The organism is Streptomyces plumbidurans, from assembly GCF_019857225.1.
GTDB classification, from domain to species: Bacteria; Actinomycetota; Actinomycetes; order Streptomycetales; family Streptomycetaceae; genus Streptomyces; species Streptomyces plumbidurans.
Genome location: NZ_JAFJSY010000014.1, coordinates 51,799 through 78,040 on the forward strand (window position 1 = coordinate 51,799; position 26,242 = coordinate 78,040).

17 protein-coding genes and 5 tRNA genes are annotated in these 26,242 nt (G+C 72.2%); 13 read left to right on the top strand and 9 right to left on the bottom strand.

Annotation, left to right across the window (positions count from 1 at the left end; all coding sequences use genetic code 11):
- Nucleotides 1–256 precede the first annotated feature (256 nt).
- The 3 genes from JYK17_RS12225 (at nucleotide 257) to JYK17_RS12235 (ending at nucleotide 4,536) form a co-directional block, all read left to right on the top strand.
- Nucleotides 257–1,621 carry an SLC13 family permease gene (locus tag JYK17_RS12225; RefSeq protein ID WP_222810357.1) on the top strand — a complete coding sequence of 455 codons (1,365 nt, stop codon included), beginning with the start codon at nucleotides 257–259 and terminating at the stop codon, nucleotides 1,619–1,621.
- Between the two features lie 64 nt (nucleotides 1,622–1,685).
- Nucleotides 1,686–3,188, top strand: a complete 1,503-nt coding sequence (locus tag JYK17_RS12230; RefSeq protein ID WP_222810358.1) for an acyl-CoA synthetase — start codon at nucleotides 1,686–1,688, stop codon at nucleotides 3,186–3,188.
- Nucleotides 3,181–4,536 (top strand): carboxyl transferase domain-containing protein, encoded by a 1,356-nt coding sequence (locus JYK17_RS12235; protein WP_222810359.1) that lies wholly within the window; start codon nucleotides 3,181–3,183, stop codon nucleotides 4,534–4,536. The genes JYK17_RS12230 and JYK17_RS12235 overlap by 8 nt, the downstream gene beginning before the upstream one ends.
- On the opposite strand, the gene JYK17_RS12240 is transcribed toward JYK17_RS12235, so the two are convergent.
- Nucleotides 4,511–8,137 (bottom strand): S8 family serine peptidase, encoded by a 3,627-nt coding sequence (locus JYK17_RS12240; RefSeq protein WP_222810360.1) that lies wholly within the window; start codon nucleotides 8,135–8,137, stop codon nucleotides 4,511–4,513. The two genes, JYK17_RS12235 and JYK17_RS12240, sit on opposite strands and share 26 nt — an antisense overlap.
- 202 nt (nucleotides 8,138–8,339) lie before the next feature.
- Between JYK17_RS12240 and JYK17_RS12245 the strand changes: the two genes are divergently transcribed.
- From JYK17_RS12245 to JYK17_RS12265, 5 genes are all read left to right on the top strand, one after another.
- Nucleotides 8,340–8,690: a CU044_2847 family protein gene (locus JYK17_RS12245; RefSeq protein ID WP_128803115.1), complete on the top strand. Its 351-nt coding sequence runs from the start codon at nucleotides 8,340–8,342 to the stop codon at nucleotides 8,688–8,690.
- Entirely contained in the window at nucleotides 8,687–10,360 is a 1,674-nt protein-coding gene (locus JYK17_RS12250; RefSeq protein ID WP_108007780.1) for a VMAP-C domain-containing protein, read from the top strand. Before JYK17_RS12245 ends, JYK17_RS12250 begins: the two co-directional genes overlap by 4 nt.
- A 33-nt stretch (nucleotides 10,361–10,393) precedes the next feature.
- Nucleotides 10,394–11,401, top strand: coding sequence for an AAA family ATPase (locus JYK17_RS12255; RefSeq protein ID WP_128803113.1), 1,008 nt, complete (start codon nucleotides 10,394–10,396; stop codon nucleotides 11,399–11,401).
- Nucleotides 11,401–14,670, top strand: a complete 3,270-nt coding sequence (locus tag JYK17_RS12260; protein WP_222810361.1) for an SAV_2336 N-terminal domain-related protein — start codon at nucleotides 11,401–11,403, stop codon at nucleotides 14,668–14,670. The genes JYK17_RS12255 and JYK17_RS12260 overlap by 1 nt, the downstream gene beginning before the upstream one ends.
- A 190-nt stretch (nucleotides 14,671–14,860) precedes the next feature.
- Nucleotides 14,861–15,898, top strand: a complete 1,038-nt coding sequence (locus JYK17_RS12265; protein WP_222810362.1) for a rod shape-determining protein — start codon at nucleotides 14,861–14,863, stop codon at nucleotides 15,896–15,898.
- Between the two features lie 36 nt (nucleotides 15,899–15,934).
- Here JYK17_RS12265 and JYK17_RS12270 read toward each other — a convergent pair whose 3' ends face one another.
- The gene (locus JYK17_RS12270; protein ID WP_128803111.1) at nucleotides 15,935–16,882 is read right to left on the bottom strand and encodes an anti-sigma factor RsbA family regulatory protein; all 948 of its coding nucleotides are present in this window, start codon (nucleotides 16,880–16,882) and stop codon (nucleotides 15,935–15,937) included.
- A gap of 1,067 nt (nucleotides 16,883–17,949) precedes the next feature.
- Between JYK17_RS12270 and JYK17_RS12275 the strand changes: the two genes are divergently transcribed.
- The 3 genes from JYK17_RS12275 to JYK17_RS12285 all read left to right on the top strand — a co-directional run bounded on the left by JYK17_RS12275 (nucleotide 17,950) and on the right by JYK17_RS12285 (nucleotide 21,443).
- Nucleotides 17,950–18,438, top strand: a complete 489-nt coding sequence (locus JYK17_RS12275) for a hypothetical protein (RefSeq protein WP_128803110.1) — start codon at nucleotides 17,950–17,952, stop codon at nucleotides 18,436–18,438.
- 229 nt (nucleotides 18,439–18,667) lie between these two features.
- Nucleotides 18,668–18,961 carry a hypothetical protein gene (locus JYK17_RS12280; protein ID WP_108007774.1) on the top strand — a complete coding sequence of 98 codons (294 nt, stop codon included), beginning with the start codon at nucleotides 18,668–18,670 and terminating at the stop codon, nucleotides 18,959–18,961.
- 370 nt (nucleotides 18,962–19,331) lie between these two features.
- Nucleotides 19,332–21,443, top strand: a complete 2,112-nt coding sequence (locus JYK17_RS12285; RefSeq protein WP_222810363.1) for a LamG domain-containing protein — start codon at nucleotides 19,332–19,334, stop codon at nucleotides 21,441–21,443.
- A 127-nt stretch (nucleotides 21,444–21,570) separates the two neighbouring features.
- Here JYK17_RS12285 and JYK17_RS12290 read toward each other — a convergent pair whose 3' ends face one another.
- The 7 genes from JYK17_RS12290 to JYK17_RS12320 all read right to left on the bottom strand — a co-directional run bounded on the left by JYK17_RS12290 (nucleotide 21,571) and on the right by JYK17_RS12320 (nucleotide 24,144).
- Nucleotides 21,571–22,764: a N(5)-(carboxyethyl)ornithine synthase gene (locus JYK17_RS12290; protein WP_128803108.1), complete on the bottom strand. Its 1,194-nt coding sequence runs from the start codon at nucleotides 22,762–22,764 to the stop codon at nucleotides 21,571–21,573.
- A 65-nt stretch (nucleotides 22,765–22,829) separates the two neighbouring features.
- Entirely contained in the window at nucleotides 22,830–23,102 is a 273-nt protein-coding gene (locus JYK17_RS12295) for a hypothetical protein (protein ID WP_222810364.1), read from the bottom strand.
- A 482-nt stretch (nucleotides 23,103–23,584) separates the two neighbouring features.
- A tRNA-Ile gene (locus tag JYK17_RS12300) sits at nucleotides 23,585–23,658 on the bottom strand.
- 179 nt (nucleotides 23,659–23,837) lie between these two features.
- A tRNA-Asn gene (locus JYK17_RS12305) sits at nucleotides 23,838–23,910 on the bottom strand.
- 5 nt (nucleotides 23,911–23,915) lie between these two features.
- Nucleotides 23,916–23,988, bottom strand: a tRNA-Asn gene (locus JYK17_RS12310).
- Nucleotides 23,989–23,993: 5 nt separating this feature from the next.
- Nucleotides 23,994–24,066: transfer RNA gene (locus tag JYK17_RS12315), tRNA-Asn, on the bottom strand.
- Nucleotides 24,067–24,071: 5 nt separating this feature from the next.
- Nucleotides 24,072–24,144 (bottom strand) — tRNA-Asn (locus JYK17_RS12320).
- A gap of 157 nt (nucleotides 24,145–24,301) precedes the next feature.
- Between JYK17_RS12320 and JYK17_RS12325 the strand changes: the two genes are divergently transcribed.
- Together JYK17_RS12325 and JYK17_RS12330 are read left to right on the top strand one after the other, a co-directional pair.
- The gene (locus tag JYK17_RS12325) at nucleotides 24,302–24,607 is read left to right on the top strand and encodes a hypothetical protein (protein WP_108008059.1); all 306 of its coding nucleotides are present in this window, start codon (nucleotides 24,302–24,304) and stop codon (nucleotides 24,605–24,607) included.
- Between the two features lie 128 nt (nucleotides 24,608–24,735).
- A complete protein-coding gene (locus JYK17_RS12330) occupies nucleotides 24,736–26,193 on the top strand; it encodes an FGGY family carbohydrate kinase (RefSeq protein ID WP_108007679.1) in 1,458 nt (485 codons plus the stop codon).
- The last annotated feature ends 49 nt before the right edge of the window (nucleotides 26,194–26,242 follow it).

Consider the following 26,242-nt stretch of genomic DNA (forward strand, 5'->3'; position numbering starts at 1 on the left):
CCCTCTCGTCGGGAGACTAGCACCGCGCCCCGAAGTGGCCGAGTGGATGAACCAATTCTTTGCGCGACCCCTTGACGCACCCGTCTCGCGCCCGCACGCTAACCAGCCAACGCCCCGAACCAGCCCCGAAGTGGTTCAGCCAATTGACCACTTGGGCATATGCCCCGCCCGCACGTCCGCCCGCACGTCCGCCCGCACTTCCGCCCTCCCCCACTCCCCCCAACCGCTCGACAGGGACCCAAGACGGGAGCCCCGTATGTCCTCCGAACTCATTTCGATCCTTGTCCTGGTCGTGGTGTTCGTCATCGCCACCACCCGCTCCGTGAACATGGGCGCGCTCGCCTTCGCCGCGGCCTTCGGCGTCGGTGAGCTCGTCGCCGACCTCGACGCGGACGGCATCTTCGCCGGTTTCCCGGGCGATCTGTTCGTCGTCCTGGTCGGTGTCACCTATCTGTTCGCGATCGCCCGCGCCAACGGCACCACCGACTGGCTGGTGCAGGCCGCGATCCGGCTGGTGCGCGGGCGGGTGGCGCTGATCCCCTGGGTGATGTTCGCCCTCACCGGCGCGCTCACGGCGATCGGGGCGGTCAGCCCCGCCGCGGTGGCGATCGTCGCGCCGATCGCCCTGAGCTTCGCCGTCCGGCACGGCATCAGCCCGCTGCTGATGGGCGTGATGGTGGTGCACGGCGCCCAGGCGGGCGGCTTCTCGCCGATCAGCATCTACGGCACGATCGTCAACGGCATCGTCGAGCGCGAGAAGCTCCCCGGCAACGAGATCGCCCTCTTCCTCGCCTCGCTGTTCACCAACCTCGTCATCGCGGCCGTGGTGTTCGTCCTGTTCGGCGGCCTCAAGCTGTGGAAGCAGGGGGCGGTCTCGCCGCAGGAGGCGACCGGGAGCGGGGCGACGGACGGCGCGCCCGGCGCCCCTGTCTCCGGCTCCGGCACAGGCACAGGCACAGGCACCGTAGCCTCGCCGACGGCCACCGCCGTCGCCTCCCCAACCGAGGCACCCGGCGCAATCCGTCTCACCCCGGCCCGGATCGCCACCCTCGTCGCCCTGGTCGCGCTGGTCGTCGCCGTCCTCGTCCTGGACCTGGACGCGGGTCTGACGGCAATCACCCTCGCGGTCGTGCTCAGCACCGCCTGGCCGCAGGACAGCAAGCGGGCGGTCGGCGAGATCGCCTGGTCGACGGTCCTGCTGATCTGCGGTGTCCTCACTTATGTCGGCGTGCTGCAGGAGATGGGCACCATCAAGTGGGCGGGCGAGGGCGTGGGCGGCATCGGCGTCCCGCTGCTGGCCGCGGTCCTGCTGTGCTACATCGGCGCGATCGTGTCGGCGTTCGCCTCGTCCGTGGGGATCATGGGTGCGCTGATCCCGCTGGCGGTGCCGTTCCTCGCGCAGGGCCAGATCGGCGCGGTCGGCATGGTGGCGGCACTCGCGGTGTCGGCGACCGTGGTGGACGTGAGCCCGTTCTCGACGAACGGCGCGCTGGTCCTGGCCGCGGCACCGGACGTGGACCGCGAGCGTTTCTTGAGGCAGTTGATGGTCTATGGAGGGATCGTGGTGGCGGTGGTGCCCGCGGTGGTGTGGCTGGTGATGGTCGTGCCCGGCTTCGGGTAGGACGGACGGGCTGCACCAGCCGGCAACCGTTGAACAGCCGAGGAACAACTAAGGAGTACGACGCGTGTCCTCTCTCTTCCCTGCCCTGACCGGCGGCCCGGCCCGGCGTCCCGCCCTGCGGTTCGGCGACCGGTCCCTGACGTACGCGGAACTCGCCGCCGCGACCGGCGCTCTGGCGGACCGGATTCCGGGCAGCGGAAGAGTCGCCGTCTGGGCGACGGTGGAACTGGAGACCGCGGTGGCCGTCGTGGCGGCGTTGGAGGCCGGGATCGCCGCGGTGCCGCTCAACCCGAAGTCGGGCGAGAAGGAGCTGGGGCACATCCTGTCGGACAGCGCCCCGTCCGCGGTGCTGGCGGCGCCGGGCGCCGAACTGCCCGCTCCCGTACGGGACTTGCCGCGCATCGACGTCGATCTGCACGGCACGACGAGCGCCGCCCCCACCGCCGCCCACGCCACCTCCGCCACCGCCCAGGCAACCTCCGCCACCGCCCGCGCCGCGTCCGTCGGCGACGAGGACCCCGCCCTGATCGTCTACACCTCCGGCACCACCGGCCCGCCCAAGGGCGCCGTCATCCCCCGCCGGGCCGTCGCCACCACCCTGGACGCCCTCGCGGACGCCTGGCAGTGGACCGGTGACGACGTGCTGGTGCAGGGCCTGCCGCTGTTCCATGTGCACGGCCTGGTGCTCGGCATCCTGGGCCCGCTCCGGCGCGGCGGCTCCGTGCGGCACCTGGGCCGGTTCACCACGCAGGGCGTGGCGCGCGAGCTGAACGACGGCGCGACGATGCTTTTCGGCGTACCGACGATGTACCACCGCATCGCCGAGGCACTCCCGCAGGAACCGGAGCTGGCCAAGGCGCTCGGCCGGGCCCGGTTGCTGGTCTCCGGTTCGGCGGCCCTGCCCGTGCACGACCACGAGCGGATCGCGGCCGCGACCGGGCGGCGGGTCGTCGAGCGGTACGGCATGACGGAGACGCTGATGAACACCAGCGTGCGGGCCGACGGCGAGGCGCGCGCGGGCACGGTCGGCGTACCGCTGCCCGGGGTCGAGCTGCGGCTCGTGGAGGAGGACGGGTCGGCCGTCGCCGCGTACGACGGCGAGACGGTGGGCGAGATCCAGGTGCGCGGCACCAATCTCTTCAGCGGTTACCTGAACCGGCCCGACGCCACGCGGGCCGCGTTCACCGAGGACGGCTGGTTCCGTACCGGCGACATGGCGGTCCGCGACCCGGACGGCTATGTCCGTATCGTCGGCCGCAAGGCCACCGACCTGATCAAGAGCGGGGGTTACAAGATCGGGGCCGGCGAGATCGAGAACGCCCTGCTGGAGCATCCGGCGGTGCGCGAGGCGGCGGTGACCGGGGAGCCGGACGCCGACCTGGGCGAGCGGATCGTGGCCTGGGTCGTCCCGGAGGACCCGGAATGCCCGCCCACCGTCGAGGAGTTGGCGGAGCACGTCGCCCGTCGCCTCGCCCCGCACAAGCGGCCCCGCGTCGTGCACCATCTGACCGCCCTCCCCCGCAACGACATGGGGAAGATCATGAAGCGGGCGCTGAGCCGTGACTGAACGCCTCTCGGCCCGCGAGTTCCTCGCTCTCGTCGCCGACCAGGACACCTTTCGCGAACTCCCCTGCCCGGAGCGGAAGTCCGAGCCCGACGGACCTCTCGGCTGGCAGGGCTACGACGCCTCGCGCGCCCGCGCCGCCGAGCGGACCGACGAGCAGGAGTCCGTGGTGTGCGGCACCGCGAGCGTCGCGGGTACCCCGGCCGTGCTGATCGCGTTCGAGTTCGGGTTCCTCGGCGGCTCGCTCGGCGAACGCACCGGCGACCGGCTGGAGTCGGCGTACGTCCATGCCCGCGAACACCGTCTGCCGGTCGTCCCGCTGGTCGCCACGGGCGGCAGCCGGATGCAGGAGGGCATGTTCGCGCTGACCCAACTCCAGCGCGTGGCACGGCAGTCGGCGCTCACCCGGGAGGCCGGGCTGCCGCAGATCGCTGTGTTGCGGGACCCGACGACGGGCGGCGGCTGGGCCACGCTCGGCGCGGGAGCCGACGTGATCCTCGCGCTGCCCGGCGCCCAGGTCGGCTTCGCGGGCTCCCGGGTCCGGCCGCCGGACGCGGACCCGGCGGCGTACACGGCCGAGGCGCAGGTCGCGGCCGGGTCCGCGGACGCGGTGGTGCCGCCCGCCGAACTGCGCGCCACGCTGGGGACCTGGCTGCGGCTGCTGACCTCACCGGCGGACGGAGCGCCCGTCCCCGCCGCCCTCGGCACGGGCGACCTGCCCCCCACCGGCTGGGCGGCGGTCCAGCGGGCCCGCTCCCCCGAACGCCCGCGTGCGCGGGCCTACTTGGACGCGTACTTCACCGTTCGCACGGCGATCTCCGGCGACCGCTGCGGCGGCACCGACCCCGACGGGATGCTCTGCGGCTTCGGCGAGCACGAGGGCCGCACCGTGGCCTACGCCGCGCAGACCGGGACCGCGACCCGCCCCGCCGGCTACCGCACCGCCGCCCGGCTGATCCGTCTCGCCGACCGGCTCGGCATCCCGGTGCTGACGCTGGTCGACACCCCGGGCGCCGCCAACGACGCGGAGGCGGAGCGGCAGGGCGTGGGCGCCGCGATCGCGGAGGTGTTCGGGGCTGTGGCCGCCGCCCGCACCCCGGTCACCACCCTCGTCGTCGGCGAGGGCGGGTCCGGCGGGGCACTGGCGCTCGCCGCTCCCGGCAACACCTATGCCACGCCGGACAGTTACTTCTCCGTCATCGCCCCGGAGATGGCGGCCGCCATCCTGAAGCGGCCGCCCGCCCGGGTCGAGGCCACCGCGGACGAACTGCGCATCCGGCCGCAGGACCTGGTGGAGCTGGGGGTGATCCGTGGGGTGGTGCGTCCTACCGCACCCCCACCGCCCGGATGATCTCCTGCGTCACCGAGCCGCCGCGGTCGTCGGCGGCCGAGGCGCGCAGGGAGACGTAGGAGGCGTCGCGCGGCACGTTCAGCGTGCCGTGGCCGTCCGCGAGCCGCACCGGCCGCCAGGTCGCCCCGTCGTCGTAGGACACCTGGAGCGCCGGGCTCTTGATCGTCCCGGTGTCCGGTGCGCCCTTGACGTACTCGGCGAAGACCCGCACCGGCAGCCGTTTCCCGGCCGGTACGTCGCCCGCGAGGTCGGTGTCGATGTCGAAGCCGAGGTTGATCAGGGGCAGGAAGGTCCACCGGTCGGCGGGGGTGGCCGCGGACCGGAAGGTCCACTCGGAGTGGCCCTTGGTGGACAGCCGCCAGCGGTCCGCGTCGAGCGCGGTGTCGGTGACGACCTTGTAGGTGTGCTCGTCGGCGGGTGCCTCCCAGTCGTACGCGCCGGATCCGGTGGCGTGGTCGACGAGCGTCCCGTCCCGGTAGACCTCGGTGGTCTGGGACATGCCGGTGTCCGTGCTCCAGACGTCGCCGAAGCCGGTGTGGTCGGGCCCGGAGTCGCCCCAGCCGGGGATGTTGAACTGCAGCTGGTTGCCGGAGCGTTGCTGTCCCCAGCCGAGCCCGGTGCCCAGCCACGGGTGCCAGACGGGCCTGAACCAGTTGAGCGTCCGGTGCGAGCCGCCGCGGTAGGTGACGAACCCGCTGCGCTCCTCCAGCGCGTCGTTCGCGGCCGTCACCGACTCCGTCCAGAGCTGGCCGGGGCCGGTGGACACGTAGTCGGTGCGCTCGGCCGGGTAGTCGATGCGCTCCCGGAAGCCGAGGCCGATGGGGAAGGTGTCGGTGAGGGAGTACCGGAACTCGGTCCCGTCGACCGGCTTCGTGGCGTGGAATCTGGTCTGCAGGGTGGCGAGTTCACGGCGGCCGGGCCTGTAGGTCAGGTCGTGGTCCGGGACGGCGCCCCGGTGGCCCTCGGAAAGGTCGTAGACGTAGGGCGAGTTGCGGGTGCCGGTCATGTCGACGCGTTGCGCCGCCCGCAGCCGTGCCGCGTCGGCGGCGTTCACCGTGGCGATCTGCAGCGGACGGTCGCTGTTGTCGTCGTTGCCCCACCAGACGGACAGCCGTCCGGCGGCCCCGTCGGTGACGAACAGGGCCTTCGCACCGGCGTCCTGCACGGCCTGCGCGAGGGCGACCGGGTCGGCCCCGTCGGCGAGACGGGCGAGCACGGCCTTGCCCCGGACCCCGCTGAGGTCGGCCCCCGTGACGGGTGCCGTGCCCACGTCCACGAGCGGCAGCCGGGTGCGCCCCTCGGCGAGGGTGCCGCCGGACTGGACGACTGCCTCGCCGATGCCCTTCACCTCCAACTGCGGCTTGCCCAGCCGCCACACGGTCCGGTACTCGAAGCCGCCCTGCGTGACGCGGCCGGTCGGCGCGGCGAAGACGCTGTCGTACTTCAGCGGCACCTGGACGGCGTCGAACAGGTCGGACCCGTTCGCGTCGCGGTCGTACTCCATGAGCAGCTGCCGGGTCTCGGTGCGCCGCGGCACCTCCGCCCTGATCTCTCGCAACTTCCGTCCGTCGAGGGTGACTTCACGGTCCCGGTCGAGGTCGATCTCGGGTGCCGCGAGGAAGCCGAGGCCGAGCGAGTCGGCGCCGTGGCTGCCGTGCACGTCGAGGAAGGAGGTCAGGCTGTACGTCCCCGGCTGCAGCCGCAGCTTCAGCGTGCCGGTGTCGCCGACGTGCGCCGGTACGGGGTCCACGTGCTCGGCCAACTTCTGCACGACGAGGTCGGCGGGGGTGGCGGCCCCGTCGCGGTCCTTCACATGGACGGTGAGCGTGTACCGCTCCTCCTCCTTGACCAGCCCGAACACGGTGTGCGCGACGGGCGTCCCGGCCACGGACGCCACGATCTGCCCGCTGGTGTTCCCGACCGCGGCCTTCGCGCCGTCGCCGGTGACGGTGGTCGACGCCGTTCCGTGCGCGGGCACGGTGAGTGCCGGGTCGGCGAGGGTGGCCACCCCTTCCGGGGCGCCCTCCACGGACAGGGTCAACTCGACGTTGTTGTCGGAGGAGTTGGTGTACGTGACGGTCCTGGTGACCGGCTTGTCGGCGTCGTAGGGCCAGCTGTAGAAGCCAAGGTCGGCGCTTCCGGTGGCGGTGATGTCCGCCTTGACGGCAGCGGGGACGCTCACCCGGCCCGCGCCCAGCACATAGGCGGACGCGTCCAGTCGCGCGGACGTCGACATCAGCCCGTCCTTGAGCCGCGCGCCGGTCCAGTCCGGGTGTTCCTGGGCGAGCAGGGCGGCCACTCCGGCGACGTGGGGCGTCGCCATGGACGTACCGCTCATGGAGGTGTAGTAGCCGTCGCCGTCGGTGAGTTGGGACCTGGCGGCGAGGATGTCGACGCCCGGCGCGGAGAGGTCGGGCTTGAGGGCGTTGTCGCCGTGGCGCGGCCCGGCGCTGGTGAAGTAGGCGGCCCGGTCGGACGGGTCGACGGCCCCGACGGTGAGCGCGGCGTCGGCAGCGCCGGGCGATCCGATGGAGGAGGGGGTGCCGGTGTTGCCCGCGGCGATGACGAAGAGGGCGCCGGTCTCCTGGGAGAGGGTGTCGACGGCCCGCGCCATGGGGTCGGTGCCGTCGCTGGGCTCGGTGGACCCGAGGCTCATGGAGACGACTTTGGCGTGCACGTCCCGGGCGGCCCACTCCATGCCGGCGATGATCTGGGACTCGCTGCCCGAACCCTGGTCGTCGAGCACCTTGCCGACCGCCAGCGTGGCGTCGGGGGCGACGCCCTTCTCCTTGCCGTCGGAGGCGGCCCCGCTGCCGCCGACGGTCGAAGTGACGTGCGTGCCATGGCCGTTGCGGTCGGCGACGTCCTCGCCCTCGATGAAGCTCTTGGTCACGGACACGCGCTGCGCGAGGTCGGGGTGGGAGGTGTCGACGCCCGTGTCCAGGACCGCGACGGTCACCCCCTTGCCGGTGAGTCCCGCGTCCCACGCCGCCCGCGTCCCGATCTGGGCGTTGCTCTCGGCCATGTCGGCACTGACCCGCCCGTCCAGCCAGAGCTTGTCGATGCCGTCCTGCTGGGTGAACGCCCGCCAGAACGCCCGCCCCTTGTCCGCCTCCACGGCGGCCCCGCGCACGCTCGCAAGAGTCCGCGTGCGCACCGCGTCCCGCGGCGTCGCGAGCTTCGCCCCTTTGTCGTACGTCACGATCAGCGGCAGCTCGCCGGTCTTCCGGTCACCCAGTCGCTGACGTATCAACTCACTGACGTCGAAGAGCCGTTGATCGAGCGTGCCGGCACGCAGATAGGGCAGGGCTTCGTCCGGTACGACACTGATCTCCCCGTTCGCCGTCCGGGTCCTGACGGCACCGGTGGCCCCGCGCGGCCGTACGACGTCCACCGTCTTCCTGCCGTGGCCGAGGTCGGTGACGGTCACCTTGTCGCCGGTGACGAGGGTGACGGTCTGGGGGGTGGTGCGGGGGGCGGTGCGGTTGGCGGGTGCGGCTTTCCCGGGAGCAGCCGCTGCCGCCGTACCGGCCGGCAGCAGGGCGATCACGAGCCCCGCCGACAGGAGGATCGCTCTGCGTCTGCCTGGTCCTCTGCTCATGCACGCCTCTCTTGGTCGGGTGCTGCACAGGATGTCGGGGCCCGTGGCACGGGAGGGACCGGCGGGACATGGCGGGTTGACGCCCTGGCGGTTTTCCGCCAGGCACACAAAAAGGGCACATCTGAAACCGCGACATCATCCAACACCGTCCGTAACATGGGAGGTTGCCTGCGTCACAGAGCACGGGGGGAGCAACGACCCATTGGACGCGTTGGTGGAGTTCAAGACGGAGGACGGCGCACTGGTCGTCGTGGAGGGCGTGGACGAGGAGTCCGGGGCCCGGATGGTGTCGCGCGGCGACGGCCCGGCACAGGCGGCCCGTACGTTCGAGAGCGCGCTGGACGGCGTCCGGGCTGCCGCCGAGTCCGCGCTCAGGGTGTTCCGGGACGGCGCGCTCAAGCCGGACTCGGTCGAGCTGGAGTTCGGGGTGAAACTCAGCGCGGAGGCGGGCGCCGTCATCGCCAAGGGAGCGGCCGAGGGGCACCTGGTGGTGAAGCTCAACTGGTCACCGGGGCCGTCCCGTTCGGACGCGCAGGCCGCCGATCCGTCATGACCGAGTTCGCCTGGCACGCCCGGATCGTCTGCGGCAACGAGGTCGGAGCGGGCTTCCTCGTCTCCGCGCGCCGCGTGCTGACCTGCGCCCACGTCGTCCGTGCGAGCGCCACCTCCGAGGTGACCGTCTCCTTCCCCAACAGCCGGAACCTGGGCCCGCTTCCGGCCACCGTGGCCGCTCTCGGCGGGTGGGCGGGAGACGCGGCGGACCCCGGCGACCTCGCGGTACTGGAGCTGGACCGCGACGTGCCCCTGGAGCCCGCCCGGTTCGCACCCCCCGGCGCCGAACTCGCGGGCGAACCCGCACCGACGCTGGTCGCCTACGGCTTCCCCAAGGGCTACGACGAGGGCATGCTCGCCCAGTATCACGCGGTGCCCGGCGCCCTGGTCCGCGACGAATGGCGGCAGTTGGAGGCCGCCACCGCCCATGGCCAGGCACTGGCGCCCGGATTCAGCGGGGCGGCCGTGACCCTCGCGGACGGCAGGGTGGTCGGCATGGTGTCGACCGTCGTGGGCGCCCGGGACGGCCGCGTCGGCCGCATGCTGCCCACCCAGGTCATGGCCCGCTACTGGCCCGAACTCGGCGCCCTGCTCGCCGCGCCCGACCAGGACCGCGACGCGCTGCGCAGATTGCACGCGCTGGTGCGGCGCGCGGTGGCGGAGGGCCTGGACTGCGACCCCGACCGGCTGTTCCTCGACGCCGTGGGGCCCTTCGGCCCCGAACTGCCGACAAGGGAGGGCTTCGCCTCGCTCGGCGCGGCCGCCGGGTATGTGCAGTGGGAGGTGGCGGACGGCAAGGCGGTGACCCGGTTCGCCGACCGGCTCGAGGAACTGCTGGACGCCCCGCCGGTACGGCCCGCGGCGGCGGCCCCGGTGTGGTCGCCGATCGTCGTCGAGATGGACCGCAGCGGCGCGGGCACGGACCAGGTCACCGTCGAGGTGTCCGCCTACCGTGACGGACAGCGCAGGCGCGTGGGTTCGCGGCGGCTGCCGCGCGCCGCCGTACGCGCCTACGTCCAGCGGAGCATCGACGAGGCGTTCACCCAACTCGCGCCCGGCGCCGAGGAGTTGATCACGTTCGTACTGCCTCGCGGGTGGCTGAACGAACCGGTGGCGAGCTGGGAGTGCGGCGCCGACGACCCCACCCCGCTCGGCTGCGCCTATCCGCTGGTCGTCGTGGACCGCTCCCGGCATCGCAGCGGACGGCTGCGTCACCAGCTGGCCAAGCGGTGGCAGAAGCTGGACGCCTGCCCCGGGGCCCGGCTGCACCGCGTCGACTGCGACACCGGGGAGAGACCGCAGAGCCTGCGCAAACGGCTGCGCGACGACGACGCCGACCTGACCGGCTACGCCTTCCCGCCCACCGGGGCGCCACCGCACTTCGAGGTCGGCCTCAACACCCCGGTCGCGATCCTGCTGTGGCCGCGCACGGGCTGCGCCGAGCCCGGACACGACGGCCCCTGCCCGGGCGCCACGTTCCTGGACGAGCTCACCGACCGCCTCACCGGCGTCCCGCCCGCCGAACTCCCCCGCGAGGTCATGGACCTGCGGGAGACCGCCGAGGCCGACGAGCACCCCGACCGGCACTGGGCGCGCGACGTCCAGCTCCTGTGGGACGACCCCCGCTGCTTCCCCGAGCCCGCCGCCCTCCTCCACTCGCCCGTCGCCTGAACCGCCCCCGCACCACCCCCGGAGTGAAGTTCCATGCCCCTGTGGCCCGTCTACACCGGTACCAACGAGCCGCACGACGGCATCACCCGGCTGCCGCCGCCCCCGCCCTGGCGCGCGTTCGACGGCGCCCCCGTGATCCGGACACCCGAAGAGGCCGCCGACGCGTCCGTCGTCTCCCCGGACCGCGCCCACCGCGCCGCGACCTACCGGGCCACCCCGGAGACGGTCCAACTGGTCAACGCCGCCCTGTATCTGCGGCGCCCGCTGCTGGTGACCGGCCCTCCGGGCACCGGCAAGTCCTCACTCGTGTACGCGGTAGCCCGCGAGCTGCGCCTGGGGCCCGTCCTGCGCTGGAACATCACCAGCCGCAGCACCCTGCACGACGGCCTCTACCAGTACGACCCGCTCTCGCGGCTCTACGCGGCCCGGCAGGCCCCGGCCGCCGCCGAGGCCGGCATCGAGGACCATTTGCGCCTGGGCCCCCTCGGCACCGCCCTGCTCCCGCACGCCCACCCTCGTGCCCTGCTCATCGACGAGATCGACAAGAGCGACCTCGATCTGCCGAACGACCTGCTCAACGTCCTGGAGGAGGGCCAGTACGAGATCCCCGAACTGGTCCGCAGCGCCCGCCGCACCCCCACCGCCGAGGTCATGATCGACGGCACCGACGAGCGGGTGCCGGTGGAGCGCGGCCGGGTCCGCTGCCGCGCGTTCCCCTTCGTCGTCCTGACCAGCAACGGCGAGCGTGAGTTCCCGCCCGCCTTCCTGCGCCGCTGCGTCACCCTGCGGCTGCGCCAGCCCGACGACGACCAGCTCGCCGCGATCGTCCGCGCCCACTTCGGCGAGGAGCCCGACGCCTACGCGCAATCCCTGATCACCCGCTTCCTGTCCAGGATCGGCGGCGGCGACCTGGCCACCGACCAGCTGCTCAACGCGATCTATCTGGCCCGCTCCTCCGACCTCGGCGCCGAGTCCCTCGACGAGCTGGCCGAGCAGCTGATGCCGTATCTGGGCGAGGCCGGGCCGACGGACGCCTTCTGATGCGCGGCGACCTGCTGGCCCGGCTCGCCGACATCCTGGCCGAGGCCGCCTCGGGCCCCCGCCCGAGCCCCCGGGAACTGGCCGAACTCCTGTGGCTGGCACGGCACATGGAGCCGCAGGAGCCCGCAGCCCCCGCACCCGCGGACACCACCCGGCACGAGCCGCCCGCCGGGAACCGGCCGTCTCCCCCACCGCAGCCGACCCCGCCCTCCGCTCCCTCGACGCCGCGGCCCCCTGCCCCCGCGCCCCCGCAGGAACCCGAACGCGTCCCCCTCCATCTGCCCGGTTCCGGGACGGCAGGGACCGGTCGCCCCCACGCCTCCCTGCTCGCCCCGTCGCCCCCGATGCTGCGCCACCCCCTGGGTCTGCAACGTGCGTTACGCCCGCTCAAGCGCCGTATCGCCGCACCCACGGGCCTCGAGCTGGACGAGCACGCCACCGCCGACCGCATCGCCCGCCTCGGGGCGGGCCCCGAGTGGTGGCTCCCGATCATGCGCCCCACGCAGGAACGCTGGCTGTGCCTGAACCTGGTGCACGACACCGGGCCGACGATGCCCGTCTGGCGCCCGCTGATCCGCGAACTGCACACGGCCCTGGCCCAGTCGGGCGTCTTCCGCACCGTCACGTCCTACCGGGCCCGGCCGGACGGCACCGTGTGCGGCGACGACGCGCCCGCCCCCGTCGACGGCCGCACCGTCACCCTGGTGATCAGTGACTGCATGGGCCCGCAGTGGCGCCAGGGGCCGGCGGGCATCCTCTGGTACCGCACCCTGCGCCGCTGGGCCCGGCGCATGCCGCTGGCCGTCGTACAGCCGCTGCCGGAACATCTGTGGCGGGACACCGCACTGCCGACCGCGCCGGGCCGCCTGTCGGCACCGCATTCCGCGGCGCCGACGTCGGCGCTGCGCTTCACGCCGTACGAGCCGCAGGAGATCTCGGCCGTCCCGCTGCCGGTCATGGAGCCCGATCCCCGCTGGCTGGCCAACTGGGCGGCGCTGCTCGCGACCCCGGGTGGCGCCGAACTCCCGGCCGCCGTCGGCCTGTTGGACCGTCCGCCGGACGACTCCGAGGACCGTACCGACGCCGGGCTGCTGTCGAGCGAGGAACTGGTACTGCGGTTCAGGGCGACCGCGTCCCCCGAGGCGTTCCGGCTGGCCGGGCATCTCGCGGTCGGACGGCCCGATCTGCCGGTGATGAGGCTGGTGCACGCCGCGCTGGAACCGGATCCGCGCCCCCAGCATCTGGCCGAGGTGATCCTCAGCGGCATGCTCACCACCGTCCCCGGACCGGCCGGCTCCTACGCCTTCCGCGACGGCGTGCGTGACCTGCTGCTGCGCAGCCTCCCCCGCACGGCCCGCAACCGCACCACCGAACTCCTGGAGCGCGTGGGCGGTTTGATCGACCACCGCGCGGGCCGCGCGCGCGGCGAGTTCCGCGCCTTGACGCCCGCACCGGGCGGCACGGAACCGGAGGCGGACGGCGAGGCGTTCGCCACGGTCAGCCCCGAGGTCGTACGGAGACTGGCGGGAACGCCCGTGGACGGGCTCGCGGAACAGGCGGCCCCACCCGAACCGCCGAGCCCGGCGATCCTCTTCGAGGCCGACGACCTCACCGGTCGACCCGAAACCCGGATCACTCTCGAATACGCGGTGACCCGCATCCTCGACCGGGCCGCACTGGCCCGCCGCGAGGTGCAGGTGCGGGACAACGGCTATCTTGTGCTCACACCGCCGGGCAGCTACGCCCTGCCGGTACTGGTGGCGACCCTGCGCGAGCTGACCGACCGGCTCGCACAACTGCCGGACCCACCGCGCCTGCGGGTGACGTTCTGGCACACGCCCGCGTCGTCCGGGGCCGGCGTTCCGGACCTCCCCGCCGAGGTCCGCACACTCCAGGACCGTACGACCGCCGATGTCCTGGTCGTCATCTCCCCGTCCTGGTACGAGGAGTTCGCGGCCAGCTCCGCCGCGCTCGACCGGCCGCGCTTCCGGCCGGTCCTGGGCGACGCGGCCGACACACCGCCCGTCGCCTGGTACCACCCGCTGTACGCGAGGGGTCCCGAGCCCGAGGAACGGGACCTGGTGAAGGGGCCGTTCATCACCCACGACCTCGGCCTGCTGGGCATCCCGGCCCCGGGCCGTACGGCGATCGTGCACACCGGGCCCGACGGCCCGCTGACCCTCCTCGACCCTGCCACGCCGCTCGGCAGCCGCCCGCCGCGCCGCACCACGTACTACGAGGTCGACCTCACCACGCACCAGGCCGTGCACCAGGTGACCCTGCCGAGTTCGGGCAGGGGGTCCTTCGTCGCCACGGTGGAGCTGTCCTGGCACGTCGTCGACCCCGTCGCCTTCGTACGCGACGAGACCGCCCAGGTCTCCGGCCGGCTCCTCGACCATCTGCTGGCCGCGGCGGCACGCATCACCCGCCGCCATCCGCTGCGCCGGGCGGGCGCGGCCCAGCGCGCGGTCAACGGCGGCCTGCGCGAGTGGCCGGTACCGGGGCTGGCGATCTCGTACGAAGTGCAGCTCGCCCCGGAGAACGCCCGGCTCCCCGAACCGCACACCCCCGCGCCCCGGTCGCCGTCCGATCTCCTCGCCGGCGCCGAGACCGTACTGCTCGGCTTCGACGGGCCCGTCACCCGGCTGTTCACGGCGCACACCGCACGCGAGGCCGTGCTCGCCCTGCTCGCGGTGGTCGCCGAACACCGGGACGTCGGCGACGCGTTGGCGGGCCACCCGCTGCCGCGGGCCGCGGGGCAGGACATGTTCCCGCATCCCCTGGACGTCCTGCGCGCCTTCGCCCACGACCGGCTCGGACCGCTGCTGCGCGACCGTCTCGACCAGCTCGAACTGCAGGCCGTCCCGGACGCCCCCCTGACCCACAACTCCATCGTCCTCGCCCGCACCCTGCACTACTCCGGCCGCCGGGTCGCGGTGGTCACGGATGCCTGCGAAGAGGCCGCGCACCTCTATCTGGATCACTACCGGCTGCCGCTGGAGGGCCTGTACGGCCGCGCGCGCGACCTCGCCCGGCTGATGCCCGACCCCGGCTGCCTGCTGCGCGCCCTGGGTTCCCCCGACGCATCCGCCGCCACGGGCGTACTGATCGGTTCCACGGTCGCCGAACTCACCGCGGCCCAGCAGATCGGCCTCGGCTTCATCGGCCTGGCCCGCAATCCGACCATCGAGCACAGCCTGCGCGAGGCGGGCTGCGAGGTGACGGTGTCCTCGCTGGCACCACTGCTGGACGTGGCCCGCGCCTTATAAGCCCTGGTCCGCTCCCATACCGGCATTTACGCCACCACTACTTCAGAGATATACGCCAAAAACCCCCATTCAGCGGCACCCCCACCCGGCCCCCCAAAAAAGGCGCACCCCACCCCCGCTCCCCCACGATGCCTATAAGGCACGCCACCCGGCGGCCCCTCCACGGTCTGCGCTCTCGGGAGGACCCTGTATGACCGCCAGTCTGGAGCAGCTGCGCCGCTGCCATTTCGCCGTCGACCTGGGGGCGGCCCGGACCCGTGTCTACGTCAAGGGCGCCGGCCTCGTCGTCGACCAGCCCTCCGCCGCCGCCGTGAACACCCGCACCGGAGCCCTCATCGCCGTGGGCGAGTTCGCGGAGAAGATGAAGGGCCGCACCCCGGACTACATCCGTGTCGTACGCCCGGTGTCCGGCGGCACCGTCGTCGACATCGAGATGGCGCAGCGCATGCTCCGGCAACTGCTGGGCGACAAGATGCGCCGCGCCCTGCGCCGCAAGCCGTTCCTGCGGGCCGCGGCCTGCGTCCCGCACGACGCCGACCCGCTGGCACGGCGTGCGGCCGTCGAGACGCTGGTCGGGCTCGGCGCGCGCCGGGTGGAGCTGGTGGACACGCTCATCGCGGCCGCCGTGGGCTGCGGACTGCCCGTGGAGCAGCCCGAGGCCACCATGATCATGGTGTGCGGTGCGGCGGCCACCCAGGTCGCCGTGCTCTCCCTCGGCTCGATCGTCACCGCCGAGCGCATCCCCGTCGGCGGTGAGGCCGTCGACCACGCGATCGTCCAACACCTGCGCCACGAGCACGAGTTGATGCTCCCCAGCCAGTCCGTACGGCCGCTGCAGATCGCCCTGTCCGGCAACGGCCTCACCCGCCAGGGCCCGGAGTCCACCGAGATCCACGGTCGGGACGTCGCCACCGGGCTCGCCCGCAGTGTGCGGGTCGACACCGCCGCGGTGCGCGACGCGATCGAGACCCCGCTGACCGCCGTGCTCGACGGCATCGGACGCGTACTGCGCGGCTGCCCGCCGGACCTGGTCGCCGACCTCGTCGACAGCGGGATCACCATGGTGGGCGGAAGCGCGCTGCTGCCGGGCCTGGACCAGATGCTGCGGCAGGCCACCAAGCTGCCCGTGCACATCGCCGAACGGCCCGACGTGTGCGCCGTACAGGGCCTGGGCTACATGCTGGAGGGCAAGATCGCGCCACTGGCGCTCGAACCGGTGTCCAAGTGAGCCCCGCCCCGTCGCTCAGAGCGCGACCCGGCATGCTCAGAGAGCGAACCAGCAGCGGATCGTGGTCCCGGCGGGGCCGGTGTGCACGCGGACCAGGTCCGCGATCAGATTGATCATCAGAAGGCCGCGTCCGCCGCGCTGTTCACGGGGTACGGGCCTGCGTCCCGCCAGCGGGTCGGTGAGATGCCCCTTGTCGCGCACCTCGCACACCACGTACCCGTCCTCGCCCCACACCGCGAACGAGCCCGAACCGCCGCCGTGCACCACGCTGTTGGTGACCAGCTCCGCGGTGGCCAGCGCCATGTCCTCGCGCCGGGGAGAGGTGAGGCCGAGCCGTGCGGCCTCGCCGACGGCGCGGTGCCGGGTCTCGCTGAGGGACTGCTCGTCGAAGCGGAAGGCCGGCACGTCCGGGGCGGGCGGCAGCGGCAGGTTGTAGCGGGCGACGACGTCCGCGGGGGCGTAGGCGGCACTGTCCTCCTGCCGGCCGGAGCCCGCCCGGACGACGGTGGGGTGGGTGGCGAACGCGTCGGCGATGACCAGCGGGTCGAGCCGCCGGATGTCGTACGGGCACAGGATGGCCGCGTCCGCACCCCGGAAGGCGTCGTTGATCAGCGCCTCGTGCTGGACGCAGGCGGGGTACTCGGTGGCGGTGCGGCCCGCCCAGATCGGTTCGCCGATGATGCTCACCCGGGTGCCGGGCGGCTGGGCGTCGGCGAAGGCGCGCAGCACCGCGGGGATGATCCGGCCGGGGTTGCGCCCGACCTCCCGCATGTCCATGAACCGTACGGCGTCGGCGTCCTCGCCCAGTGCGTCCCTGATCAGCCGCAGGTTCTCCTCGGGCACGGCCACGGCGACGGGTCTGCCGGCCGCGAGGGCGTCCCGTACGAAAGGGAGCGTGCCCGCGAGGTACTCGTACTCGTCGCCGTAGAAGAGGGCCGGGTGCGCAAAGGCGCCGACGGGGGCGAAGGGCTCGGTCACGCTCATGGCTTGATCACCTCCACCGTCCGCACAGGCACCGGGCGGCCCGCCTGCGGCACCGCCGGGTGCCGGACGCCCACACCGTATCCTTTTCCACCGGCTTTCCCGGACATGATCCGATTACCCGGGCGGACGGGGGACATGCCCGTGACCGGCCCCGAGCCCGGTACGGCGCGGCGACACGTGCACGACACGAGCACGAACACGACATCAGTACGGCAGCAGTCGTCCCGACGGGGTCCTGCGGTCGATGGTGGTGTCACGGGGCGTGGTGGGCCGGCGGGTGACACGGACGCGGATCTGGCGGTTCATGACGCCCTCCTCGGACCTTCAAGGCCTACTGCCTGACACGAACCAGCCTCCGCCGCGAGGTGCCCCGCCACATCGTGCTCACGGATGCACCCGCACTGCCTCCCCGGCATGACCGGCCCCACACTCCACTACTCCCCGGGGAGGAGACACCCCCCAGGGCCTGATACCCCGGACGCAGCCTCCGCGCACCGAGATCCCTGAAGCACTTCCCGGCCCTACCGCCACCGGGCACAAAGTCGCGACTGGCAGCTCTTCGGGCACGGGAGTCCTGGATGGCGGTCCTTCGGGCACGGGAGTGTCGGCCGGCAGTCCCCCGAACACGGCAACCTCGGCCCGGCAGCCCTTCGAACACGAGAGTCCCCCTCGGCAGTCCCCCGGACACGGCCGCCCCGGCCCGACAGTCCTACGAAGACGGGAGTCCTGGCCGACAGTCCCCCCACACGACAGCCCCGGCTCGGCAGCCCCCGGAACACGACAGACCCGGGCCGTCAGTCCCCGGACGCAACGGCCCGGCCCGGCAGCCTTGGCCCGGCAGTCCCCCTGGACACGACGGCCCGGACACAGCAGTCCCCCTGGGCACGGGAGCCCCGGCCCGGCAGCCCCCGGACACGGGAGTCCCGATCCGGCAGCCCCCAAACACGCCAGCCCCAGCCCCAGCAGCTTCCGCCCCCGGCACCTCTGCCCCGCTCTGCCCGCGGAAGCGCCGCCCGGCGCCAACCGACGTCTGCCCCGGACGTACCCCCCGGGCGCACACTGGAGCCATGGCCAGACGCACAGCCCCGGGCGCCGTGCGGTGGCATCGTGCCGTACGAACGCTCGCGCGCCTGCATCAGCACCCGGCCCCCGCCCGCCCCTCGCGCCCGGCCCAGGTGCACGCGCTGGTCGCCGTGCTGGACGAGGCGGTGGCGGCGCAGACCCCGGCGGACGCGGCGGTGGCCGCGTGCGGCGAGCCGGGCCCGGTCACCCGCCAGACCGCCCGCTCCTGCGGGCAGCAGAGCATCACCCTGCACCGGCTGCGCGCCCGGCTGCAGGACATCGAACTCACCGAGCCCGACCTCGTACAGGCACAGGCCCGAGCGGCACGGCTGCTCGCCTACGACCTCTGGATGCTCCGCGAGTCCCTCAACCTGGCCTTCACCCTCCATCAGAGCCCCCGCACGGAAGCCGCCCGTCTACGCCTCAACGGCCTGGGCAGACACGCCGACGACCTACGCCGCCTGCGCGACGGCCTGCGCGCGGAGACAGGCTGACTGCACCTCAACTCCCCCTCGCATCACGCGACTTGAGACAACTCCCGCAGTACGCAGGCAGATACCCCAACCCCCACCCGCCGCCCGGAATACGACTAGATGACCGACGGCGCAGATCATGAACCCCGGCGCGCCATAGGCTAATTTGGGGTGTTTATCACTAATCTCCCGTGGCTGTAAGGAGTCGATCCTTCGCGTCTCGCATCCGCCTCTCTCCCCCGGAGATGACATGCACAAGCTTCACAAGGCCGCCGTCCTGATCGCCGCCCTCAGCAGCGCCGGCCTGATGACCGCCGGCATCGCGCACGCCGACGGCACGGGCCAGGGCGGCGGCCCCGGTAGCGGCCAGTTCAGCGTCCAGCAGAGCACCACCTGCAGGTCCCACGACCTGAACGTCGACGTCCTCGGCGCAGTCGGCCTGCTCAACGGCGTACTGGGCAACGGGCTCAACGGCGAGGGCAACCCGGCCGCCCAGAGCTCCCAGCTCGGCTCGAAGATGGGCTGCGACAACAGCGCCTTCTAGGACGAGCCCCACCAACCCACGGGCGGTCAGCCCCAAGCTGACCGCCCGTTGCCGCAGTGGGGCCCGGCCCCCGGAGACGGTCGAGGCCCCGGAGGTGGGCCTGGGCATCGGTGGCGCGAGGGGCGCGTTCGTGACGTTGTGCAAGAACGCCCGTGACCTCGAACGAGTGACCCCGCGAGTGATCACACCGTCTTCGTGACCGTGATCGGCGACCTGGAGATGGCCCCCCTACTGACTCGCCAAAAACTCCCTCCTGCACTGTCAGTGGCCTCTGTTAACTTCATGCCCCTGCGTGATCCACAACGCTCACGCGCAAACAGGGGAGGGCCACTTGAACAAATTCAGATGGACGAGTCGACACAGACGGACGGTGGTGGGCAGCTGCGTCGCGGCGCTGCTGGCCGCGGCCGCCGGGACGGCGTACGCGGTGGACAACCTGCCGCCGAGCCAGCCGCTCGTGCAGGACCTCCGGTCGGGGGGCAAGGCCTGCGCGACCGGCGAGGACACTCCGTACGTCTCGGCACCCCCCAGACTCAGTGCGGTGCTGTACGACCCCGAGGAGGACAACCAGCCCTCGGAGGCCAGCCCGGTCAGCGGCGAGTTCGAAGCCTGGTGGACGGACACGGCAGGCGTGGAACAGCGGCGCACCTACACCACCGTCACCTTGACGTCGGGGCAGAGCCAGTACTGGACGGTGCCGGACGACATCCCTGCGAACACCGTCATCTCCTGGCATGTCCGCGCGAACGACGGCGAGTCGACCTCCGCATGGAGCGACGAGGGCGACGGCTCGGTCTGCTCGTTCGTCTACGACGACACCAGTCCGGAGAAGGCCACGATCACCTCTCCCGAGTACCCCCAGCCGGAGGAGGTGTTCTCGGTGGACGGCGTGGGCGTCTACGGCCACTTCACCATGGACTCGCCCTCCGACGACGTGGTGTCGTACACGTACGACTTCCTGGGCGGCCCCCGTGGAACCGTCTCCGCGGAGCGGCCGGGCGCGGCCGTGACCGTTCCGTATCTGCCGCTCACCTCAGGGCCGAAGTCGCTGACGGTCCACGCGATCGACCGGTCGGGCCGCAGCAGCGCGGAGTCGCGTTACGACTTCAACGTGAAGGCCGGCCGTGCTCCCGTCGCCCGCTGGAAGCTGGACGACCCGGCGGGCTCCCGCTCGGCCACCGCCGAGACCGGCACCGCCGCCCGCGCCGGGACCGGCGTGACCTTCGGCGGCCCGGCCCCCGCGGGCACCGCGACCACCGCCACAGTCGGCCTCGACGGCAGCGGCCACGGCTTCCTCACCCCGGACGCCCCGGCGACCGACATCCGCAAGACCTTCGCGGTGAGCGCATGGGTGAGGCCCGCCGAGACCGACCGGAACATGACCGTCGCCAGCCAGGACGCCGACGGGGCGCCCGGCTTCACCTTCGGTCTGCACCGTCAGGACGCGGACCCCGCCTGGTCGTTCGCGATCGGCGGCGCGCGGGTGTCCGGCGGTGCCCCCGAGACCGGCGAGTGGGCCCATCTGCTGGGGCTCTACGACGCCGAGACCGGCAAGGCGCGGCTGTACGTCAACGGCCACGAGGTCGGGACCGCGGCCGACGCGACTCCCGCCGAGGCGGCCGGAGCCTTCCAGATCGGGCGCGCCCGCAGGGCGGCCGGCTACCGGGACCGTTGGCACGGGGACATCGGTGACGTGCAGGTTCACGACCGGGTCGTGGTGCCGGACGAGGCGGCCGAACTGTCATACCGCAAGCCGAAGCTGCTCGGCCACTGGTCGCTGGAGAACGCGACGGACGGGGTGAGCCCCGAGCAGTCGGGCGGCGCGCCCCTGCGGATCGGCACGGGCGCCTCGATCTACCGGGGCTCCGACGATTCCTGCATCCCGGAGGCCGACCCGGACTGCACCTATGTACCGCCGCCACTCGTCGGCGAGGGACATCTGCGTCTGGACGGCGAGACCGGGTACGCCGCTGCCGACGGGCCCGTCGTGGACACCGGGGACAGCTTCACTCTCGGCGTCGTCGTACGCCTCGCGGACTCCGATCCCGCCCACCCGATGACCGTGCTGTCGCAGGCCGGTGAGCACACCGACGCCCTCAAGGTGCGTTACGAGCCGTCCACGCACACCTGGCAGCTGGTGATGCCGGAGAAGGACGAGGCCGGAGCCCCCGAGAAGGTGGTGTCCCGGATCGAGGGCGCGGACGGCGGCGAGGGCCCGGGCCATCGCCTCGCCGTGGTCTACGACGACGCCACCGACACGATCAAGCTCTACCTCGACGGCTACACCGACGCCCAGGCGACCACGACCCTCCCCGACGGCTGGTCCAGCAAGGGCGCCTTCCAGATCGGCCGGGCCCAGGTCGGCGACGGCTGGGGCGAGTACCTGCACGGCGACGTGGACGAGGTCCAGGCCTATGCGGGCGCGCTGAGGGACGAGGACATCCTCGCCCTGGGCACCGGCACGGACCCTTGCCTGTGCTGACGCCTGGTTCCTGACCCCTGGTCCCTGATCACCCCCGCGGCCCGCCCGAACCCACGTTCCGGCGGGCCGTGGTGCCACTCGGAAGAGGCCAAAGTCCTGGGCCAGTGACACTCCCGGCTCGGGATGGTCAGGCCGACTGCCCGGCGGAGTGCAGTACTGCGGTGAGGGCGGGCGCCGGGGCCTCGGGAGTGTGGGGGTAGGCGGCTGACCGGTGCTGGAAGGAGAGGATCTTCGGGTTCTGGACGACGCCGTCGCGGATCTCGATGGCCTTTCTGACCGTGGCGTCGGTGTCCCATGCCGCGGGACCGCTCATGACCTTGCGCAGGTAGGGAAGGAGCGCCTCGCTGATCTCCCAGGTGGCGGAGTTCCACAGGTGGGACGGGCTGTGATCCACCGCGTAGTAGTGGCAGCCCGGCCCCACCGCGGGCATGGGCTCTCCGAAGGTGGTCGGACGGGCCCATTCGAACCCCATGCCCTCGTCGCAGGAAACGTCGATGAAGAACGTCCCCGGCCGGAACAGGGCGAGTTCCTCGTCAGTGACGAAGATGAGCGGCGCGTCGGTGTTCTGCAGGACGCAGTTGACGATGACGTCGAACCCGGCCAGGTACTCCGCCAGCGGCACGGAACCGGCCGCGGTGAATGCCCACAGGCGCGACGGATCGCCCTCCTGCTCCTCGAAGTGGCCCATGACGACCGAGGGCATCGGCGAGGCCACCGCGGCGGCGGCGCGCTGGGTGAGCACCGTGACGTCGGAAACCCCCATGGCGCCCAGGCCCGTGACCGCTCCGCGCGCGGTGGCGCCGAAGCTGATGACCGCCGCACGCAGGCGGCGTCCGTAGCTGCCGGTCAGCCCGCCGAGTTGCAGGGCATGCAGCACCGAGCAGTAGCCCGCGAGTTCGTTGTTCTTATGGAACACATGAACGCTGAAGGCGCCCGTGGATGTCCAGTGGTTCATGGCCTCCCAGGCGATGAGGGTCAGCCGTCGGTCGATGGCGAGCTGGGTCATCCTCTCGTCCTGCACGCAGTGCGGCCATCCCCACAGCACCTGGCCCTCGCGCAGCGCGGCGACGTCGTCGTGCATGGGTTTGGGAAGCAGCAACACATCGCACTCGGCAAGGAGTTGCTCGCGGGAGCGCAAGCCCGCCACGAGCGGTCCGAGCGCATCGTCGGCGACGCCGAACCGTTCGCCGTAGCCCTGTTCGAGAAAGATCCTCTCGCGTACGTCCGGGGCGATCCGGTCGAGATGGGCGGGGTGCAACGGCAGGCGGAACTCGTTCTCCTTGCGGGAGGAGGCGATTACTCCGAGACTCAGCAGGCTCATACGCTTCCTCATCATTTCGTTCGCTTCGTTCTTGGCGTGCTTGTCGTGGCTGCCCGGTATCCGGGTCAGGAGCCGTCGGCCCGGTGCCTGCGGACGCGCTCGGCCAGCGGGAGGGGCGTCTCGTCCAGACCGTTTACCGACCCGCTCGCCATGCGAGCGCACGTCCCGTGGCAGGCCAGGAGCTGCTTGTCGTCGCGGTGGGACACCACCACCCCCTCCGGGTCCGGTGCGCTCCGGTAGTCGGCGCCACAGATGAGGCAGGCCAGTCCGGAGAGCACCTCCGCGGTCGGTTCGGGACGGCCGCGGCGGTGGCCGGAGATGGAATCCTGTGAATACATGGGTCTCGCATCCTCTTGATCGGTTCAGAGCCGTGCTCATCCGTTCAGACGTGCTGATCGGTCCAGGGCCGTGCGAGATGCCGGATGCCTCGGGGGCATCACGGAAACCGGGAAATCCGCTACCGCGCTCCACGGGCCCGGATACGTAGGACGGCGGGACAGTACGAGCCAGGAGACATGTTGCGGCTCATTTCCGGCCGGATTCGATGTACGCCGACCTGCGCCGTTCCCCGAGGGCGACGCGGAAACTGATGACGGCGTGCGAGGTGCGCTCGGTAGCGCCACCGTACTCCCCTCCGGCCCCCGCACGTTCCGGATGCCGTCAGGTGGCGCTGTCCCGCGAGGTGAGGCGGAGCGGGCTGCAGGGCGACCAGCTGTCCCCGAAGAAGCGGATCCAGCCCGTTCAGGCACAGTTGACGCTCCGGCACCCGAACAATGAACGTTTCCGCAGGCCGAAACCTGCCTGCATCAGGACGGGTGGGTGGGGCGGGTGGGACTCGAACCCACGGCCGACGGATTATGAGTCCGCTGCTCTAACCGGCTGAGCTACCGCCCCATAGCGGCGTGTCGCGCACATTTGTGCGCGCCGTCTGCCGCAGCATAGCCGCTCATACGATCTCCTGCTTCGTATGGTCGACTTCGCCTGCCCTTGAGGACTCCGCTGTGACCTGCGCGGTTCCCGGGGTTCGGGACCGGACATGAAAAAGGACCCCGTCGGGGTCCTCGTTCAGCGTGCTCCCCCGACTGGACTCGAACCAGTAACCTGCCGGTTAACAGCCGGCTGCTCTGCCAATTGAGCTACGGAGGACCGAGCTCCCCCGACTGGACTCGAACCAGTAACCTGCCGGTTAACAGCCGGCTGCTCTGCCAATTGAGCTACGGAGGACCGAGCTCCCCCGACTGGACTCGAACCAGTAACCTGCCGGTTAACAGCCGGCTGCTCTGCCAATTGAGCTACGGAGGACCGAGCTCCCCCGACTGGACTCGAACCAGTAACCTGCCGGTTAACAGCCGGCTGCTCTGCCAATTGAGCTACGGAGGAATGCCTCGTTGCATCGAACGTACCTACCTGGGTATTCGCCAGGGGGCGCGCGCTCGCTGCGACACATACATTAGCGCAAGCAGGGGGGTGCTCCGCCAATCGGTTCCCCCGACACCGACGCTGCGCCATGGACCTGCACGAGGAAAGGGTGGCCGTCATGCGCTACAAGCTCACGTTCGTCGTCGGACTGGCTCTGGGTTACGTCCTGGGCACTCGTGCCGGGCGCGAGCGCTACGAGCAGCTGAAGAAGTCCGCTCGCCAGGTCGCGCAGAACCCCGCCGTCCGCAACACCGCGGAGTCGGCGGCCCAGCAGGGACGGGAGTTCGCCGGCAAGGCGTACCACGTGGTCAGCGACAAGGTGGGCGACCGTGTCCCCGAATCCGTGACCCAGCGCGTGCGCTCCCTGCGCGACCGCGGCAGCAACGGCGTGGCGGACGACGACTGGGGTTCGAGCAACACGTAGGGCGAGACGTGGAGCAACACGTGGAGCGACACGGAGAGCGACACATGGACACCACGTAGATCGTCCCCGCCGAGGGCGCGCCGCAGGGCCACACACCCCCACGGCGTACGGCCCATAGAATTTCGGTCATGGGGATAGTCGCCGGGTTGGACAGTGCGCCCGATTTCACTCGCATCGTCGTCTGCGACGCGGACTCGGGCGCCGTGCTCAGGCAGGGTTACGCCGCGCATCCCGTCGAGGGCGGCGAGGGCGGCGGTCGACCCTCCGACGTCGACCCGCAGGCCTGGCTGCTCTCCCTCGGCGAGGCGGCCGGCGGCGGACTCCTCGAGGGCGTGCAGGCCATCGGCGTGTCGGCGCAGGCCAACGCGGTCGTGCCGCTCGACTCCCAGGGCAACACCGTGCGGCCCGCGATGGTCGGCGGCGACAAGCGGGCGCAGGTCGCGGCGGCCGATCTGATCGACGCGCTCGGCGGTCGCGAGGCCTGGGCGCAGGCGGTGGGCTGTGTGCCGCAGGCCGCGCTGCCCGTGACCAAACTGCGCTGGCTGGCGAAGAACGAGCCGGACGCCGCCCTGCGCACCGCGATCCTGATGCAGGCGCACGACTGGCTGGTGTGGCAGCTGCTCGGGCGCCCGGTGCGCCGGACCACCGACCGGGGCGGGGCCTCCGGCACCGGCTACTGGTCGGCGGCCACCGGCAACTACCGCACCGACCTCGTCGAGCTGGCGCTCGGTCACCAGGCCATGCTGCCCGAGGTGATCGGCCCCTCGGACCCGGCCGGCACGACGCCGGAGGGGCTGCTGATCTCCGCCGGGACCGGCGAGACCATGGCCGCCGCCTTCGGGCTCGGGATAGGTCTCGGGGACGCCGTCGTGTCGCTCGGCGCCTCCGGGTCCGTCATGGCCGTCCACCGCGAGGCGCTCGTGGACAGCTCCGGGATGATCACCTCCCTGGCCGATGCGACCGGTCTGCATCTGCCCGTCGTCACCACGCTGAACGCCGTTCGGACCCTGCGCGGGACCGCCGAGCTGCTCGGGCTGCCCGACCTGGAGAGCCTGTCCGACCTGGCGCTGAAGTCGACGCCCGGCTCGCACGGTCTCGTACTGCTGCCCTATCTGGAGGGCGAGCGGACGCCGAATCTGCCGCACACCGCGGGGACCCTCGCCGGGCTGCGGCGGGAGTCGATGAAGGCGGAGCACCTGGCGCGGGCGGCGTTCGAGGGGATGCTGTGCGGGCTCGCGGACGCGCTGGACGTGCTGCGCGGCCGGGGCGTGGAGGTGCGGCGGGTCTTCCTGCTGGGGGCGGCCGCCGAACTGCCCGCCGTGCAGGCGGCGGCGCCCATGCTGTTCGGGGCGCAGATCGTCGTGCCGCAGCCCGCCGACTACGCGGCGATCGGTGCGGCCCGGCAGGCGGCCTGGGCGCGCGGCGCCTCGCAGGGCACCCTCGACCCGCGCAATCCGCCGGCCTGGCAGGGTGCCGCGGCGGCGCAGGTTCTCTCGCCCGGCGACGAGCTGGCCGTGGGACAGGCGGTGCGCCAGCAGTACGTTTCCGTGAGGGATCAGACACACCCCGGAGCTTTCCGCCCGTAAGGCGGTAAAGAGCACTGCTGTCGGCTTAATCGGTTGAGGTAACGCGGGT

Bases quoted from the DNA above. Each gene is read 5' to 3' on its own strand.
- JYK17_RS12250 (WP_108007780.1), top strand. From the start codon at position 8,687: ATGACCGAGTTCGCCTGGCACGCCCGGATCGTCTGCGGCAACGAGGTC.
- JYK17_RS12290 (WP_128803108.1), bottom strand. From the start codon at position 22,764: ATGAGCCTGCTGAGTCTCGGAGTAATCGCCTCCTCCCGCAAGGAGAAC.
- JYK17_RS12255 (WP_128803113.1), top strand. From the start codon at position 10,394: ATGCCCCTGTGGCCCGTCTACACCGGTACCAACGAGCCGCACGACGGC.
- JYK17_RS12330 (WP_108007679.1), top strand. From the start codon at position 24,736: ATGGGGATAGTCGCCGGGTTGGACAGTGCGCCCGATTTCACTCGCATC.
- JYK17_RS12280 (WP_108007774.1), top strand. From the start codon at position 18,668: ATGCACAAGCTTCACAAGGCCGCCGTCCTGATCGCCGCCCTCAGCAGC.
- JYK17_RS12295 (WP_222810364.1), bottom strand. From the start codon at position 23,102: ATGTATTCACAGGATTCCATCTCCGGCCACCGCCGCGGCCGTCCCGAA.
- JYK17_RS12225 (WP_222810357.1), top strand. From the start codon at position 257: ATGTCCTCCGAACTCATTTCGATCCTTGTCCTGGTCGTGGTGTTCGTC.
- JYK17_RS12265 (WP_222810362.1), top strand. From the start codon at position 14,861: ATGACCGCCAGTCTGGAGCAGCTGCGCCGCTGCCATTTCGCCGTCGAC.
- JYK17_RS12240 (WP_222810360.1), bottom strand. From the start codon at position 8,137: ATGAGCAGAGGACCAGGCAGACGCAGAGCGATCCTCCTGTCGGCGGGG.
- JYK17_RS12270 (WP_128803111.1), bottom strand. From the start codon at position 16,882: ATGAGCGTGACCGAGCCCTTCGCCCCCGTCGGCGCCTTTGCGCACCCG.
- JYK17_RS12260 (WP_222810361.1), top strand. From the start codon at position 11,401: ATGCGCGGCGACCTGCTGGCCCGGCTCGCCGACATCCTGGCCGAGGCC.
- JYK17_RS12325 (WP_108008059.1), top strand. From the start codon at position 24,302: ATGCGCTACAAGCTCACGTTCGTCGTCGGACTGGCTCTGGGTTACGTC.
- JYK17_RS12275 (WP_128803110.1), top strand. From the start codon at position 17,950: ATGGCCAGACGCACAGCCCCGGGCGCCGTGCGGTGGCATCGTGCCGTA.